Annotated in this window: 14 protein-coding genes; 9 read left to right on the forward strand and 5 right to left on the reverse strand. The window is 66.0% G+C overall.

Features of this window, described 5'->3' with window-relative positions; translation table 11 throughout:
• Positions 1–68: 68 nt before the first annotated feature.
• Positions 69–458 carry a PDZ domain-containing protein gene (locus QME71_03855; protein ID MDI6857434.1) on the reverse strand — a complete coding sequence of 130 codons (390 nt, stop codon included), beginning with the start codon at positions 456–458 and terminating at the stop codon, positions 69–71.
• A 425-nt stretch (positions 459–883) separates the two neighbouring features.
• On the opposite strand from QME71_03855, the gene QME71_03860 reads away from it, so the two are divergent.
• Together QME71_03860 and mgtA are read left to right on the forward strand one after the other, a co-directional pair.
• On the forward strand, positions 884–2161 hold the full coding sequence (locus QME71_03860) for an MFS transporter (GenBank protein ID MDI6857435.1): 1278 nt from the start codon (positions 884–886) through the stop codon (positions 2159–2161).
• 87 nt (positions 2162–2248) lie between these two features.
• On the forward strand, positions 2249–4924 hold the full coding sequence (mgtA, locus tag QME71_03865; protein MDI6857436.1) for a magnesium-translocating P-type ATPase: 2676 nt from the start codon (positions 2249–2251) through the stop codon (positions 4922–4924).
• Here mgtA and QME71_03870 read toward each other — a convergent pair.
• Positions 4917–5552, reverse strand: coding sequence for a histidine phosphatase family protein (locus QME71_03870; protein ID MDI6857437.1), 636 nt, complete (start codon positions 5550–5552; stop codon positions 4917–4919). The genes mgtA and QME71_03870 overlap by 8 nt on opposite strands.
• 216 nt (positions 5553–5768) lie before the next feature.
• Between QME71_03870 and QME71_03875 the strand changes: the two genes are divergently transcribed.
• Both QME71_03875 and QME71_03880 read left to right on the forward strand, forming a co-directional pair.
• Positions 5769–6860 carry a saccharopine dehydrogenase NADP-binding domain-containing protein gene (locus tag QME71_03875; GenBank protein ID MDI6857438.1) on the forward strand — a complete coding sequence of 364 codons (1092 nt, stop codon included), beginning with the start codon at positions 5769–5771 and terminating at the stop codon, positions 6858–6860.
• 193 nt (positions 6861–7053) lie between these two features.
• On the forward strand, positions 7054–8235 hold the full coding sequence (locus QME71_03880) for an acyl-CoA dehydrogenase family protein (GenBank protein MDI6857439.1): 1182 nt from the start codon (positions 7054–7056) through the stop codon (positions 8233–8235).
• 325 nt (positions 8236–8560) lie between these two features.
• On the opposite strand, the gene QME71_03885 is transcribed toward QME71_03880, so the two are convergent.
• Positions 8561–8860 (reverse strand): hypothetical protein, encoded by a 300-nt coding sequence (locus QME71_03885; GenBank protein MDI6857440.1) that lies wholly within the window; start codon positions 8858–8860, stop codon positions 8561–8563.
• A 122-nt stretch (positions 8861–8982) separates the two neighbouring features.
• On the opposite strand from QME71_03885, the gene QME71_03890 reads away from it, so the two are divergent.
• From QME71_03890 to QME71_03910, 5 genes are all read left to right on the forward strand, one after another.
• Positions 8983–9411 carry a thrombospondin type 3 repeat-containing protein gene (locus tag QME71_03890; protein ID MDI6857441.1) on the forward strand — a complete coding sequence of 143 codons (429 nt, stop codon included), beginning with the start codon at positions 8983–8985 and terminating at the stop codon, positions 9409–9411.
• 3 nt (positions 9412–9414) lie between these two features.
• Positions 9415–9624 carry a hypothetical protein gene (locus QME71_03895; protein ID MDI6857442.1) on the forward strand — a complete coding sequence of 70 codons (210 nt, stop codon included), beginning with the start codon at positions 9415–9417 and terminating at the stop codon, positions 9622–9624.
• Positions 9625–9855: 231 nt separating this feature from the next.
• Positions 9856–12246: a pyruvate formate lyase family protein gene (locus QME71_03900; protein ID MDI6857443.1), complete on the forward strand. Its 2391-nt coding sequence runs from the start codon at positions 9856–9858 to the stop codon at positions 12244–12246.
• Positions 12243–13073, forward strand: coding sequence for a pyridoxamine 5'-phosphate oxidase family protein (locus QME71_03905; GenBank protein MDI6857444.1), 831 nt, complete (start codon positions 12243–12245; stop codon positions 13071–13073). The genes QME71_03900 and QME71_03905 overlap by 4 nt, the downstream gene beginning before the upstream one ends.
• A gap of 109 nt (positions 13074–13182) precedes the next feature.
• Positions 13183–14202: an isocitrate lyase/PEP mutase family protein gene (locus QME71_03910; GenBank protein MDI6857445.1), complete on the forward strand. Its 1020-nt coding sequence runs from the start codon at positions 13183–13185 to the stop codon at positions 14200–14202.
• A gap of 98 nt (positions 14203–14300) precedes the next feature.
• On the opposite strand, the gene QME71_03915 is transcribed toward QME71_03910, so the two are convergent.
• Positions 14301–14969, reverse strand: a complete 669-nt coding sequence (locus tag QME71_03915; protein MDI6857446.1) for a response regulator transcription factor — start codon at positions 14967–14969, stop codon at positions 14301–14303.
• A gap of 13 nt (positions 14970–14982) precedes the next feature.
• Positions 14983–16488 carry an MCP four helix bundle domain-containing protein gene (locus QME71_03920; GenBank protein ID MDI6857447.1) on the reverse strand — a complete coding sequence of 502 codons (1506 nt, stop codon included), beginning with the start codon at positions 16486–16488 and terminating at the stop codon, positions 14983–14985.
• Positions 16489–16833: the final 345 nt, after the last annotated feature.

A 16833-nucleotide genomic window follows, 5' to 3' on the forward strand; every position in this document is an offset into this window, starting at 1 on the left:
GCAGTGGCCCCGTCGCGCCACTCGTGCGGCCGGAAGGCGGGGTCTGTTGCGCTGCTTCCAGCACCACCTCAAGGATTCGGCCATTCGCCGAGGGTAACGTCCAGGTCGATTTTGTCTCCTCCTCGAATGACGTGGAGGGTGACTTTGTCACCGGGTGACTTCGAATCAATGTAGCTGATCAGGTCGTCCGAGGTCTTGATGGTCTGGCTGTCGACCCCGGTGATTACGTCGCCGCCCGGCGGTATGTCGAGCACGGTTGCTCCCGGGGGTTCAGCACCCACCAGGCCCGCCTGCGCAGCCGGCCCACCCGGGTCTACCTGGACGACGTAAACTCCCTCACTGACCGACAGATCGAGACTCTGCGCCAGGTCCTTGTTTATCGTCTGGGTGGAGACGCCGAGCCGCGCGTGGACAATCGTCTGTTGAATCCGTGGGCCTTGAGCTATTGAGCCTGGCAATCGCCATAGTCAGCCTTTCGCTGCTATTCTGGCTCGCCAACGAAGCCGCGAGGAAAGCCGGCGCGCGGAAGGGCGGCGGCCTGTGAGGGCCGTAGTGGGCGATCAGCTCTATCAGGGCAGTGGTTCAGGGGATGAGACCCGTTAGCCCCAGCGCCAGAATCGCCAGCACAATCCCTGTAAGCACGGCAAACGTCCTGTCGCGTTCGCGCAGAAACAGGAGCATACTCAGGGCGACACGGGCAGTGGGCGTGAGGCAAAAAGCTCAACGACGAAGACGTCAAGGTTGCCCATTCGCACCGCCACCGGCAGACGCCCTCCGGCATCGACTCCACAATCATAACACGCTCACGCGGCGGGTGCCTCGTGACTCCTCTCGGGGCCGCCAACCAGCGCCCCGGCGGTGTCTGGCCGCTGTGCTATGATGAATGAAAAGCCCCCGGCGAAAGGGAATTACTCAAGCCCGGCCTGCGTTAAGTCTCGTGTTTGCCTCGCTGCGCGTCAGGAACTATCGTCTTTTCTGGTTGAGTCAGCTGATATCTTTGACCGGCACCTGGATGCAGGTCATTGGCCAGTCCTGGCTGGTGCTCGACCTCACCCACTCAGCTCAGGCGCTGGGAATAGTGACCATGCTCCAGTTTCTTCCCCTCACCCTGCTTGTCCTTTTCGCAGGCGTGATCGCCGACCGCGTGCCCAAGCGCGGCTTTCTCATCTTCACCCAATCCTTCGCCATGCTGCAGGCGGTGCTCCTCGCCGTCCTCGTGATGACGGGCGCTGTGCGGCTGTGGCATATATACCTTCTGGCGGCGCTTCTGGGCCTCAACAACTCATTCGATAACCCGACGCGCCAGGCGTTTGTCCCGGAGATGGTGGGGAGGGAGCTTGTCCCCAATGCCGTTGCCCTCAACAGCGCCCTCTTCAACTCGGCGCGGATCGCGGGCCCTGCTCTCGGAGGGGCCACCATCGCTACCATCGGCATCGATGGCACTTTCTTCTTGAACGCCGCAAGCTTCCTCCCCGTGATTGCGGCGCTGCTGTTAATGCGGCCGGGGGAGCTCCACCCGGCTGTCCGGTCGGGCGCGCCCGTTGACGTCTTGCAGGAGGTCCGGGCAGGGCTCCGGTTTGCGTTCAGGTCGCAGCAAGTGCTGCTCGTGGTCATCGTCCTCGCCATCGTCGGCACCTTCGGATACAATTTCACTGTTGCCCTGCCGCTTCTCGCGCGAATGGTCCTCCATGTGGGGTCGGTGGGCTTCGGCGCGATGACATCGGCGCTCGGCGTCGGTTCGCTGGCGGCGGCGCTTACCATCGCCTACACTCACCGCGCCAGCGAGCGTCAACTCCTGCTGGGGGCCGGCGTCCTGAGTGTTACCTTCGCGCTTGTCGGTGTTTCGCGGTCGTTTCCGCTGAGCCTCATTCTCCTGGCGGTGCTGGGCTACGCCAGCATAATGTTCACGGCCACCGCGAACACCCGGATGCAACTTTCCGCCCCCGATTATCTGCGGGGACGCTTGATGAGTCTCTACGTTTTGCTTTTTGCGGGCACGACGCCCTTGGGCAGTCTTCTCCTGGGTCAGACGGCCCACCTGCTCGGCGTGCAGGGCGCCGTGGTGCTTTTCGCCGGCCTCTCGGCGCTGGGCGTGGCGATAGGAGTTGCCTACAAGTGGTTTGGGGAGGTCTCCAGGGTCAGCCCGCCGGCCGTCGGCTGACGCGCGTGGGGGCTTCAGGTCGGCGGCCTGCGGGCGACGCCCTGCGCGGCGAAGCCGGCGAGCAAGGCCGCGTTGAGGTGTGCGAGCGTGTTCAACGACGCGAAGGATGCACCCGCCCCGCCATCGGCCGTTGATTTGGGCGCGCGCGAAGGCGGGTGGCAGGCGCTGGAACTTGCCCTGGCCGCCCGCCTCGAAGCGCCGGCGGTTCTCAAGCGTCTGGGGAGCACGGAAAGCGGCCTGGACGCAGCCGAGGCGGCGCGCCGCCTCCGTCGGGCCGGCCCAAACGCGGTGCGCAGCCATGGCGCCAATGCCCTGAGCGTCCTGCTGCGCCAGCTCCAGAGTCCCCTGCTGGTGCTGCTCGTTGCGGCGGCGGCTATCTCGCTCTTCGTCGGCGAGAAGACCGATGCCCTCATTATCTTCAGCATCATGGGCCTGAGTATTGGGCTCGGTTTCTTTAACGAGTACAGGGCGGCGCGGGCTGTAGAAGCCCTTCATTCCCGTGTTCGGCACGCGGCGGTGGTTTTTCGGGATGGGGAGGCCGCAGAGGTAAACGTAACCGAGCTTGTCCCCGGTGATGTGGTGCGTGTCAGCGTGGGCGACGTCGTCCCCGCCGATCTGCGCCTACTGGAGGCGAACGACCTGACCTGCGATGAGGCTGTGTTGACCGGCGAGGCGACGCCTGCCGAAAAGAGCGTCGTTCCCGCGCCTCCCTCCGGCTCGCCTCTCGATTTGCCTTCGTGCGCCTTCATGGGCACCGTGGTACGCACCGGCGCCGGCCGTGGGGTCGTCGTCCAGACAGGGAAAGCGACCGCCTTCGGCCGCATCGCGGTCCGCCTCGGCGAATCGCACGAGGAAACAGGCTTCCAGCGGGGGCTCCGCCGTTTTTCATTTCTGCTGGTACAGGTCACGACCGTTCTCACCGTTTCTATCTTCGTGATAAACGCGGCCCTGCGGCGGCCGCTCCTCGAATCGGCGCTCTTTGCTCTCGCCATCGCCGTGGGGCTGACACCACAGCTCCTGCCGGCCATCGTCACGATCAGCCTGTCCACCGGCGCCCGGCGCCTGGCGCGGAAGTCGGTAATCGTAAAGCGGCTCGTGAGCATCGAAGACCTGGGTAACGTCGAGGTGCTGTTCACGGACAAGACAGGCACCCTCACGGAAGGCGAGATCACCTTTTCAGCGGCAATCGACAACGCGGGCAATCCTTCGGAGCGGGTGCTGCTCCTCGGGTTGCTGTGCAATTCGGCGACTGTCGAAAGAGGGGTTATCGTTGGCGGCAACCCCCTCGACCGAGCGCTCTGGGATGCGCCTCAGGCTGCAGGCGTGGGCGCGGAGGACTACGCGCGCATCAGCGAGGCCCCGTTCGACTACGACCGGCGACGGATGTCGGTGCTGGTCGAGGACAAGAGCGCGCGCCGCCTGATGGTGACGAAGGGCGCGCCGGAATCGGTGCTGGGGCTCTGCCGCAACGTTTCGCCCGCCGCGCAGCAGTTGCTGGACGCCCAGTTTGCGGCCGGCGCCCGCATAATCGCCGTGGCGACGCGTGATTGGGACGGGCCCGGCACGCTCAGCCCTCAGGACGAGCGCGACATGGAGCTTTCCGGCTTCCTTACGTTCGTCGATCGGGCAAAGCCGGACGCGGGCGTTTCTGTCGAGCAGCTCTCCTCGCTCGGCATCGTGGTCAAGATCGTCACCGGAGACAACGAAAGGGTGGCCAACAAGCTCTGCAGCGACCTCAAGATTCCGGTGGCGGGCACGTTGACGGGCAGCGCGCTGAACAAGCTCAGCGACGCTGAACTGGCGGCAGCGCTCCCCCGCACGACGATCTTTGCCCGCGTGAGCCCGGAGCAGAAATCGCGGATCATCCGCGCCCAGCGCAGCCTTAAGGCTGAGGTTGGCTTTCTCGGCGACGGCGTCAACGACGCGGTGGCCCTCCACGACGCGGATGTGGGCATCTCCGTTGATTCCGCCAGCGACGTAGCAAAGGACGCTGCCGACATCGTTTTGCTGGACAAAGACCTGGGCGTTCTGGCGGGCGGCGTAATGGAAGGCAGACGCATATTCTCCAATACCATCAAGTACGTGCTGATGGGGACATCATCCAATTTCGGCAACATGTTCAGCGCCGCCGGCGCATCTCTTCTGCTTTCGTTTCTGCCCATGCTGCCGTTCCAGATACTGCTGAACAACCTCCTTTACGATATAAGCGAGATGACCATTCCCACCGACAACGTTGACGAGGAGATGCTGCGACGTCCTTCTTACTGGGACACCGGCTTCATCCGCCGGTTCATGGTCTTCTTTGGGCCTATTAGCTCCGCCTACGATTTCATCACCTTTGGGGTCATGCTGTGGGTCTTTCACGCCGGCGAGGTGCTCTTTCACTCGGCCTGGTTCGCAGAGTCGCTCGCCACGCAGACGCTTGTGATTTTCATCATCCGCACCCGACGTATTCCCTTCTTTCGGAGCCGTCCCAGTCCCCCGCTGGCGGCAACGACGCTTGCCTGCGCGCTCGTCGGGCTGCTTCTGCCGTTCTCGCCTCTGGCGGGTGTGCTCGGTTTCACCGCCCTGCCGGTGGGCTTCCTGGGGATCCTGCTGCTGATGGTTGTGACCTACCTGGGCCTGGTGGAGGTGGGGAAATCGCGGTTCTTTCACCCTGAGCACACTCGACATCCGCTCGCGGAGCGCAGCGAGCGCCGACAGAGACGGATCCACCGGGTCGCGGCGCGCTGGAGCCGGAGGTCAGGCGCCGAGGTCAGGTGACACGAGCGCGTCCCGAGCGCCCAGCCGCGGGGGACAGGTTCAGGCCCTCTGCGCGCACCGCGCCCGCACGCCAGCGGAATACGCTGAAGTTGCCGGGGTCGTGCCGGACGGACTGGAAGGACTCCGGGGGCGCATCCGTTAACAGGCAGGTTGCTATCTGGCAGAGGACGTTGTGGGTCACCACGGCAACGACCTCACCCCGATAGCGCTCGACAACCTCATCCAGGAACGACCGCAGCCGTTCGACCACGCTCTGGAGGCGCTCTCCTCCGGGGAACCGCAGTGTGAGGTCGCCCGCCAGCCAGGCGGCATAGTCCTCGGGGAACTGCTGCGCCACCTCCGCGAAGGGCCGTTCCTGCCAGGCGCCGTAATCGAGATCGATGAGTCTGGGCTCCACGACAACGGAGAAGCCCAGACCGGCTGCGAGAGGGCGGGCCGTCTCCAGACACCTTCTCAAGGGGCTGCTGTATACATGGTCGGGCGCGTAGCGCGGCAGATGTCGCGCCAGCGCCCTGGCCTGTTTCCGGCCGCGGTCATTGAGGTCCACCTCGGAGTGGCCTCGAAACCGGGATTCAGCGTTCAAAGTCGTTTCGCCGTGGCGAATGAGGAGTATGGTCGTGGTGGTCATGGGCCGCGACTGTTTCACTTGCCAACCCCCGTGCGCCAAACATGGGGGGGTTGCCTTAGTCACATACTATCACAGATCCGGGTGTTGAAAGGGCGTCAGGCGGAGCGCTGTCTGCGGTCGTGGCGCTGCACCTGCCGGCGGCCCCGTGTTCGATGTACAATACGCGCGACCGGGCTCCCCGGCGAAATCAGCGGGGCGCGCCTCAGGGAGGTTGCCATGAGGTTCATTGTCTTGGGCGGCGCCGGCGACATGGGCAACGAGGCCGTGCGCACGCTCGCCAGCCATCAGGGAGTCGAGGAGGTGATGGTCGCCGATCTTGACTTTCAGTCCGCGCATCTGCTGGCCGCGGAGCTAGGGGACCCCGTCCGCGCCCGCCGCCTCGACGTGCTGGACCCTCCGGCGCTCGTCGACAGCATCCGCGGCTACGACGCGGCCCTCGGTTTCGTGGGGCCGTTTCTTGACTTTGAGGGGCGTCTGATAAGGGCCGCGTTGGAAGCTGGCACCCATTACGTCAGCATCGCCGATGATTTCGAGGCCGCGCGCGACGCGCTTGCCCTCGGCGAGGCGGCAAAGGCGGCGGGGGTCACTGCCGTGACCGGTCTCGGCAACTGCCCCGGTCTGACGAACCTTCTCGCCAAGAAGGGGGCGGCGTTGCTGGAGTCGCCCCGGCGCGTAAACATCGCCTGGTTCGGGGGCGCCGACGACGCGGGCGGCTACGCTAATTACCGCCACGCCGTGCACGTCTTCTGCGGCAAGGTGCCCACCTTTCGCGGAGGGCGGGAAGTCCTGGTGCCGGCGGGCAGCGGCGGGCAGATTGTGGAGTTCCCTGCCCCCTGTGGGCGCTTGCCCGTCTACCATACGGGACACGCGGAGCCCGTGACGCTCCCGCAGAACATGCCGCAGTTGCAGGAAGTCACCCTGAGAGGAGGGATCTGGCCCAGCTGGCTGTCGCGGATGGGCATTCTGCTCGTGCGGGCCGGCCTCGTGCGGGGCGAGCGCAGCCAGAGGTTCTGGGCCAACTTCTTCTACCGTGTGCTGCCCCGCTTGCCGAAAGGAAAGTGCACGCAGTCGGGCTTCCGGGTTGACGTGTGGGGAGAGAAGGACGGCAAGGAGGCGCACGTATGGTACGCGGCAATCGATCGCATGAAGCGGATCACGAGCATCCCCGCGGCGCTGGGCGCGGTCATGCTGGCGCGCGGCGAGATCGGGGAGCGCGGCGTGTTCGCCCCGGAAGCCGTGATCAACCCCGACGTCATGTTGTCCCGACTGGAGCCGTACGGCATCCGGATTGAGTCCAGCGGACCGTAGCGCCGGGCCCGAGCGCGGGGGACAGGATAGCCCCGCCTGGGCGCGCCCGATGCCGGATTGGCCGCAATTGGTGATGTGGTCTATTATGTCGCCCGCGGAGAAGGAACGCTGAGACCCGCGTCCTGTTGCCCATCGGCGGCGCGATTCTGAAGGAATGCGCGATCATCAGCGGCAGCGAGTCCGGAGGGAATCCATGAATCTGCGAGACACACCGGAGGAGGCGGCCTGGCGACAGGAAGTGCGGGAGTTCATCGAAAAAGAGCTTCCTCAGCAGTTTAAGGATAATCCGCTTGAAGACGAGAGCGCCGCTGCGCTCTGGAATGACCCCGACATGCAGGCCTGGCGTCGGAAGCTCGTGGAGCGAGGGTGGATCGCCCCTTCCTGGCCGAAAGAGTACGGGGGCGCCGGCCTCTCCCTCATGCAGCAGTTCATCATGGGCGAGGAGATGGCGGAAGCGCGCGCCCCTTCCGTGGGAGGCGCTGGCATATCAATGGTCGGGCCAAGCCTGATAGTGCACGGCACGGAGCAGCAGAAGAAAGACTTCCTTCCCAAGATCCTCTCGGGCGAGATCCTGCTCTGTCAGGGGTTCAGCGAGCCGGAAGCCGGCTCCGACCTCGCGTCACTCCGCACCAGGGCAGTGCGGGACGGCGACGACTTCGTGATCAACGGCCAGAAGATATGGACGAGCGTCGCTCATCACGCCAACTGGATGTTTCTCCTCGCGCGCACCGACCCGGACGTGCCGAAACACAAGGGGATTACCTACTTCCTCCTCGAAATGAAGACCCCGGGAATCGACGTCCGGCCGCTGCCCGACATCACCGGCGACGTTCTCTTTAACGAGGTCTTCTTCGACAACGTGCGCGTCCCGGCCAAGAACATTGTGGGGGAGGAAAACCGCGGCTGGTACATCGCCGCGACGACGCTGGACTTCGAGCGCGCGTCCGCCATCGGCGCCGTCGTGCAGCTAAGGCAGACGGTGGAGCGCCTTATACGCCTGGCGAAGCAAGGCGGCAAGGGGAGCGCGTTGAGCCGTAACCCCCTGCTCCGACTCGAGCTCGCCGACCGGATGATCGAGGTGCAGGTGGTGCGGATGATGGCCTATCAGATCGTGTCCATGCTGGGGCGGGGCCTCATCCCCAACTACCAGGCATCGATGCTGAAGACATTCGCCACGGAGACGGCGCAGCGCGTTGCCAGGACGGGCATGAGCGTGCTCGGCATGCGCGCGAACCTGTACGGGGATGACGCGCCGGAGAAGGGGATCATCCCTCGGAGCTATCTCAGCACGCTCGGCCTGACAATTGCCGCAGGGACGTCGGAGATACAGCGCAACATCATCGCCCAGAGAGGGCTGGGCCTGCCGCGGCCGTAGCCGTCGCGGCGAGAGCGGTCTGGCCGCAGCCGGCCGGGGAGCGCCGGGGCCGGGGACACGTGCGCCGGGACGCACGATTCGTTCTGCCCCTCATCGATTCGCCGAGCGGGAAATCGCCCCTTTTTATCGTAATGACCGCCTTGACAAGCGGTTCGATACCGCCATAATTGCCCCGCTGGTGGCTTTTTGCTGAGACCCCGCCGAGATGCGCAGGAGGCGCATTATGCGCGGCCGACGTCTCGTTGTAGCCATATCCGGCCTCTTATCTATCGGATGCGCATTGTTCTCCTCGGGATCGTTACCTGCGGCGGGTGGGAGGCCGGCGTCACCAGAGCTTCCCCCGGGGCGATAACCTTCCGCGAGCGGAGCGGACCCGGAGCACCCCAACGGAGGCTTTCAGTTCACCCTCGAGCTCGCGGTCGCGGTTGGCGTTCTGGAGATACGCGACTTCGGCAGTGAGAGCTTCTCCGAGGTCTCCCGTCTTAACGATCTGAACGACCTGCTGGCGAAGTTCCCGGCCACCGGGGCTGAGATCTGGGACGAAGCCGCCCGAGAAGTCGCCGCCGGCGAAGGCCGCGGTATCGGTGAGGGAGGTGGCCGTCGCCGACTCGACGGCGGCGGACACGCGTCAGCGGCTCAAGCGTCGTCATCTGGCGGACGCACGAGCGGGCAGGCAACGGTGGCTCGCGGACGGTAGAGGCGTTCCAGGGCGACGTTGCCATAGCGGGAGGCGCGGGCGCCGGCCAGATGCGTCCTATCGCCTCCAACACCGATGACACGCTGACACTGGCTGGCGGCGACGCATGGACAACCGTTCCTGACAGCACCTCCAGGTACGTCGCCGTGAAGCCCGGGCATGACCTCATTGCCATCTCGCGTGACAGGGTCTTCTGGCTCGAAGAGACGACGACACTTCTCGGCTTTGCCCGGCTGGAGCGCGCCGAGAATATCCTTGACATCCGCCGTGCCGTGAGGCTGATGCCCAACACCCACAATTTCCTCGCCGCCGACAACAAGCCGTTCAACGACATCGGCACCAATTTGGGCCCCGGCACCGGCAATACCGGCGAGGACAGAGACGGTGACGGCGTGAAAAACAGCGTCGACAACCGCCCCCTGGTCGCAAACCCCGATCAGAAGGACGCGAACGGCAACCGCATCGGAGACGCCTGCTAGGTCGTGCCCACGCCGACGCCCACGCCGCGGCCGGGGGTCGACGGCGCCGTCAAGCTGTCAGCCGCCTATGCCGCCGCCGCGGCAGACGATGCCCCCGGGAGCTCGTCATTGCCGATGGCGGCCTATCTGGTGTTGGGCGCGGGCCTGTTCTGTGTGCTCCTCGCCGTCGCGCTTGGCGGCTGGCACATGGCAATGGTGCGACGGAAGAGCTAGCCGCGCGCTCAGGCGAAACGCAAGGCCTAACGAGGGGCGCCCGTTTCCGCGCCCCTCCTCGTCGATTGAGCGGCGCAGCGCGCCGGCGCGCGCGGCCTGCGCGGTCCGGCGTCCCATCGCCGGGAGTGCGGCGCGGCGTAAACATCTTCCTCTCACGCTCGAAATACCGCTTGCCGCCCTGATCGGAGTACAATCTCAATCGGAGCCGCCCACGACAACGGGAGACGCGGGATGACATCAACTCCTCAGGCGCCGTCAATCTGGTCGCCTTCCCCGGCCCTGTCGCCGCGCGTCCGGCGCCTTCGCGACGAGTTCTTCGCCTTCGCGGAGCGCGAGCACTTCCGCAATGAGGTCCGGCCCTACGGCAGTGGCGTCCCCTGGGACGCGGTATGGTCACCCTATCATTGGGGAGTCGTGCCGGAGATGTACCCGCTGTTCGACGCTATCGGCGATTGCCTGCTCGCCGCCGCCGAGTCCGTCCCGCTCCCCGACGGCTTCTGGAAGGAGCCGCTTGTCGTGCGCCGCGCCCTCTTCTTCCGCGAGGTTGTGGAGCGGCATCTGCCCGTGAAAATCCTGGACGGCGAGCTGATCGTCGGTTCCTACTTCAACACAGCGCTTTCCAAGACGCACACGAAGCGTGAGTCGCGCCAGTGGCGAAAGGGCGTCAAGCGCTGGCTGCGGGAGGCGCGGCGGCTGAACGATGCCGGCGTGGGGAACTGCGGCGCGGTCCCCGGACACCTCGTGCCAGACTACCCGAAGGTGCTCCGCCTGGGCTTCAGGGGCATTGCCGCCGGACTGGAGGAGATGCGCGGACGCGAACCACCGGGCGAAAGGCGCGACCTCCTCCGCGCCCTGATAGCCTGCTGCGAGGCGGCTATCGCCTTCGCCGCCCGCTATGCCGACGAGGCGCAGCGGCTTGCCCGCGAGGAAGGCGATCCGGCGCGTCGCGCGGAACTAGAGGAGATAGCGCGCATCTGCCGTCAGGTCCCCGCTGGGCCGGCGACGACCTTCCACGAGGCGCTGCAATCGCTCTGGTTTGCCCACATGCTCGTGATGGCCGCCGAGTCATACCCCGGCCCCGGCCTCTCACCCGGCCGCATAGACCAGTACCTCTTCCCCTACTACCGCGCCGATATCGACGCCGGCCGGCTCGACAGGCAGCAGGCCCGGGAGTTGCTCCGGTGCTTCTGGATCAAGCACAACTACGCCTACGACTATCAGGGCCGCATCGGCAACCAGGGGATCAACTCCGGGTTCGGCCAGCTCGTGACCCTCGGCGGCACGAACGCCGACGGCAGCGACGCCTCGAACGACCTCACGTGGCTGATGCTGGACGTCATCGAAGAGATGAACCTGCTGGAGCCGAAGCCCAACATCCGACTGCACGCGAACACGCCGGAGCCGTTGCTGCGCCGCGTCGCCGAGATGACGGCCCGCGCCCAGGGCTCGCCCTTCCTGCTGAACTTCGACGAGGCGGCCATCCGCGGCCTCGCCTGGCAGGGCCTTCCCGCCGACCAGCTCTGGGACTACGCCCCCGTCGGCTGCCTAGAGAATACCCTCCAGGGCTGCGACCGCTCGGGCACCGTCGACGTTAACCTCAACCTTGCGAAAGCCGTGGAACTCGCCCTCAACGACGGCAGGGACATGGCGACGGGCGCGCAGATCGGGCCGCGCACCGGCGACCCGCGGTCGTTCGCCGATTTCGGCGCCTTCTTTGACGCCTTCAAGCGACAACTCAAGTCGCTTCTCGGTCAGCTCGTCGCCTGCAACGACCAGGCCGACGCCCTTCGCGCCCGCTTCGAGCCTACGCCTTACCTGAGCGTGCTCGTCGACGGCTGCGCCGAGAGCGGTCGCGACGTCACTTCGGGCGGCGCAAGACACAACTACATCACCGTCGAGGGCGTCGCCCTGGCAACCACGGTCGATTCCCTTCTCGCGGTCAAGCAGGTCGTCTTCGAGGACAGGCGCGCCACGATGGAAGAGCTGCTGGCCGCCATCCGCGCCAATTTCGACGGATATGAGGCGTTGCGTCAGACGCTCTCCAACCGCGCGCCGAAATACGGCACCGACGACCCCGATGCCGACGGCCTGGCCCGCGAGGTCTCGCGCTTCTGGACAGAGGAGGCCTTCCGCCACGTCTCGCCCGCGACGGGTAAACGCTACCGGGGCGGCTATCTCTCTTGGAACTACTGGATTGGTTATGCGCCGTTGACGGCTGCCACTCCAGACGGACGCCGGCGCGGGACGTACCTCTCGAACGGGGTCTGCCCCGTGGTCGGGGCCGACCGCGAGGGACTCACGGCGGTCATCCGCTCCGTGGGGCAGCTGGGGCTGGAGACGGCGCCCAACGGGGCGTCGCACACCCTGACGGTCAGCCCGTCACTCCTCCGCGATGAAGAACATGTCGACAAGTTCGTCGCCCTCCTTCGCGCCTATTGTCGCGTGGGTGGCACTGCCCTCCAGATCAACGTCATCGATCCCGAGACGCTGCGAAACGCTCAGGCCGATCCCGAGACCTATCGCAACCTGCTGGTGCGCGTGACGGGCTACAATGCGTACTTCGTGACGTTGGGACGGGAGATACAAGACGAGATCATCGCCCGCGAGGCAGGAAGACTGTGATCGCCGCTGCTCCGCCGCAAACGAGTCTCACTTCCGAGGCGGTTCGCGCCCTGTCCGGCCTTCGGACGCCTAAGTTCCTCGCCACTCGCAACGAGGAGGGCGTCGCCAACGTCGTCCCCGTCCTCTCGCTCGACGCCTTCGACGACAGGACGCTGGTCTTCGGTGAAATGATGGTCTGGAAGACGAAGCGCAACCTGGAAGCCGATGCCCGCGTCTCCGTCCTCGTTCTCGCGCCCGACCTCCGCTGCTGGACGATCAGGGGCCGCTTTGTCGGCTTCGAGCGCAGCGGCCCCCGTTTCGACCGTGTCGCCGCGTCGCCGGACGCCCGCTACAATCCCTACGGCAGCTACCGGAGCGCAGGCGTAATCGAGGTGCTGGAGACCGCAGGCGCCTCCCGGGTTTCGCAGCGGGAACTCCTGCTGGGGACGCTTCGAGGCCGTGTGCTGGCGCGCCGCTTGGCCGCCGGCGGCCGGCCGGTCATGCCCGTCCAGGTGAAGGAAAAGTTCGACAGGCTGAAAGCGGTGAAGGCCCTCGCCTGCGTGGACCCGGACGGCGGGCCTCATTGCGTGCCCGCCATGCCGGCAGTCGCAGCGGGCAGGGGCCGGCTCGTCTTGGGCGGCGCCGCCGTCGATGCCGTCGCCGCTCTCCCCGGCGGCGCGCCGCTGGCGGCTGCTGTGCTCAGCCTGGAGCCGGTCGCGTACCAGGTGAAAGGGCGCTTCGCCGGCCTGCGGCGGAGCCTGGGACAGTCTTTTGCGGTCCTCGATGTTCTTGAAGCCTACAGCGCGTCGCCGCCGCTGCCGGGCCATCTCTTGCCTATGAAGCCTTGAGATCATCCCGGGCGCTCCGTCCTCGATCTTCGCGCTTTACCTGCGCTACCATCCTCTCATCTGGCCGGCCGTGAGGGCCGGACGCAAGGTCGAGCGCAGGAGGAGCTTCATGAACCAGAATCTTTCCAGACGAGAAGTGCTGCGCGCGTCCGCGGTCGCCGTCGCCGCGGGTGGGCTGGCGCTGGCAGCGTGTAATGACGGCGGCCGGAAGTCGCCTGGTTCGAACTCCGCGATTCCGGCAACGGGCGCAACGCCGACGCCATCGCCGGATGCCGGCCCTGCCGTGCACCCCCTTATCCGCGATGGGAAGGTGATGGTGGTGCCCGGCGTTTATGACGTCCTCTCGGCGAAGATTGCCGAGCGCACTGGCTTTCCGGTCGTGGTGGTGACGGGCTACGGGGCGTCGGCGAGCCACCTGGGCGAGCCCGACTTCGGCCTACTCACCCAGACGGAGATGCGGGACGTGGTGCGCCGGATCACGTCTGCCGTCGGAATCGCGGTGGTGGTCGACGGCGATACCGGCTACGGCGGCCCTCTCAACGTGCAGCGGCTCGTGCGTGAGCTGATCCGGATGGGCGCGAGGGGGGTCATCCTCGAGGACCAGCGCTGGCCCAAGCGGTGCGGGCATATGCGCGGCAAAGAGGTCGTCGATGCGGAGGAGCACGCCGCCAAGATCCGGGCGGCGCGGGACGCGATAGGCGACGCCCCGTTCTTGCTGACGGCGCGCACCGATGCCCTGGAGACGCACGGCCTCGACGAAGCGATCAGCAGGGCCCGCCGGTACAAGGAAGCCGGCGCCAACATACTCTTCGTCGAGGGGCCGCGGTCCCGTGAGGAGCTGCGACGCATCGGCCGGGAGCTGCCCCCGCCGCTCGCGGTCAATCTCATCGAGGGCGGCCGCACTCCTCTCTGCTCCCTGGAGGAGCTTGCCGAGATGGGGTTCTTCAGCATCGGTTTTGTCCTTTCCGGTCTTTACGCCGCTGCCCGCGCGCTCGAACGCACGTATGCGGAGATCCGGAAGGAGGGGACGACGATCGGCTTGGGCGACAGCATGTTCTCGTTCGACGAGTTCAACTCGCTCATCGGCGCCGAAACCAGGTACGCCGAGGACGAGCGCTATCGCCCGTGAGCCAGCGCGGCGAAAGGCGGTGCGGCCGGATTACTGTCCGGGAACGACAGACGCGGCGCGCCGGTTCTCGCGCCTCGAGGCAGAAGGCGTCCTCCGGTCTAAACGTCGGGGGAGATGATGCCGCGGCGGATGGCATGCTTCAGCAGCTCCAGACGGTTGTGCACGCCCAGCTTCTCCATCAGCCGCGCGCGGTGGTTGTGGACGGTGTGCTCGCTGATCATCAGGATCTGCGCTATCTCACGGTTGGAGTTCCCCAGCGCGACGAGGTGCAGTATCTCCCTCTCCCGATCGGTCAGGCCGTCGTATGGGGCCTTCTCCTCGCCGCTCTTGATCTTGTCAAGGTAGTCGTTGACCAGGAGCTTCGCCACCTTCGGGTTGAGGTAGCACTGGCCCTGGTGGACGGAGCGGATTCCCGTGAGCACCTCCCACTCCGGCGCCGACTTTGTGACGTAGCCGTCGGCGCCCGACTGGATCGCCTGGAAAAAGTACTCCTCGTTGTCATGCATCGTGAGAAAGAGGATGCGCACGTCTGGCCGCGCGCTCTTTATCCGACGGGCCGCCTCCAGCCCGCTCAGGCCGGGGAGGCTGATATCCATCACGACTACGTTCGGCGAGAGTTCTTCCACCATGCCGGCGGCCTCCATGCCGTCCCTGGCTTCGCCGACCACGTCCATATCGGACTGGGACTCGATGATAAGGCGAAGTCCGGTGCGCACCACCAGATGGTCTTCCACTATGAGCACCCGGATTCTTCGCGCGTTCTCCATGGAGCGGTCTCCCTCAAACAGATGCGCCGGCGGCGCCTATTCCGGCATCTGCGGATGGCGGGGGCGGTACGCTGACAACGAGGCGCGTGCCCTGGCCGCTGGCTGACGACAGATCCAGACGGGCGCCCAGGAGCAGGCAGCGCTCCTGAATTCCGAATAACCCCAGATGCTTGCCGCTATCGGGCCCGAGGGCCTTGTCGACGTCGAAGCCGACGCCGTCGTCTTCGACGATAAGGACCAGCGGTCGGCGGGACCCCGCGTACAGACAGACGCGAGCCTTGCTCGCCTGCGCGTGCTTTGCGACATTGGTCAGCCCTTCCTGGGCGATGCGGAACAGGGCGATCTCGGTCTCGGCGGGTAGCCTGCCGTTAATGCCCGAGGCCTCGAACTCGACAGGCAGGCCGACGCGGCCGGAAAACGTCTTTACATAATCGCGGAGAGCGGGCACGAGACCCAGATCATCGAGGGTACTGGGCCGCAGGTCGAGCGCCACGTTGCGGATCATGTCCATCGCCTCCACAGTGAGGCCGCGCAGGGAAGATATCTCCTCTCGAAGGCGGGCAGAGGAGACGGTCTGCTCCAGGCGGCTCAGCCCGAGGTGCAGGCCGGTCAGCGACTGGCTCGCCTGGTCGTGGAGCTCGCGGGCCACGCGCAGCCGCTCGTCCTCCTGTGCCTTGACCACCATCGTGATGTTCTTATGCAGCAGCGCAATGCGCTCCTCACGTGTGCGCAGCGCTTCGGCATGGAGGTGCACCAGCTCGTCCCGCACCTTTTGCAGCGTGTCCATCATGTCGTTGAGGGCGGCGGCGACCGTCTGGAATTCGTCGCCCCCGGAGAGGGCGAGCCGCTCGCCGAAATCGCCCCGTCGCACCCGCTCCGTCGCCCCGATCAGCGCCTGCAGGCGGCGGTGGATGTAGGTGCTGAGCGGATGCCCCATCCCGAAAACCAGCGCCGCGACCGCTGCCAGCCCGCCGACGAGGACGTACCGCGCGCGCCCGAGCGTCGAATACTGGTCATCGGTGGCCACGCGGGCGTCCACGAGCGCCTGCTGGAAGACGCTGTCCGCCTCCTCGGTGAGCGAGCCGAAGGCGGCCGCCGAATCGGCGTAGAGGGCGAGGGCCTCCTCAGACTCCCCGGCGTCGGCCAGCCCGATCATCTTCTGATGCAACGAAAGATAGGAAGTGTACTCGCGGGTGAAGGAGGACGGCGGAGCCCCTCCGTTTTCCAGGCCGACCCAGTATTCCGCCATTTGCCTGCCGATGGAACTGACGGTGGCGGCGAGGTTGCCCGCGATCTGCTCATGGTCCTCGCTGGTGATGTATTGCAGTTCCAGCGAGCGCAACTGCGAAATCTCTTCGGCGATATCGCCGGCCTGCTCGATCCGCGGCCACTGGAGAGAGCTGAGGCGGGCGGAAGTGTCGTGCGCCTTCGAGAGGTCCTGGAAGACGAAATAGCCGAGGAGGCCGAGCGCCGCCAGCAGCACGTTGAACCCGATGACCAGCTTCAGGCGGATCGGCACGGTCACCGCCCTTCGGAAGTCTCGGGGAACTGCGGCATCGCGCGACGTTCGGCCCGCGTTCCGTTCGCGGCACTTCGTGGGCATCCTGCGCTCGTCGCCACGCTCATGCACGGCCCGCCGGCGCTGGAACTTGGCCGGCGCAGGCGAGCGGACGCCATTGCGGATGCCCTGAGACCGTCGGTTGTGGTTGCTATGGGCGAGTGTGTCGGTGCCATCACACTCATACGCCCCGTTGCCCTCCGTTCCCGAACTCTTCCCCCTCCAGAAAGCGCCTCCCGGCAGCCGGTGAGAGGAGGGGCACGGCGTAAAGATGCCCTAATATTGACATCTTAAGCTGTATTATGC

Source organism: Dehalococcoidia bacterium (genome assembly GCA_030018455.1).
Classification (GTDB): domain Bacteria; phylum Chloroflexota; class Dehalococcoidia; order DSTF01; family JALHUB01; genus JASEFU01.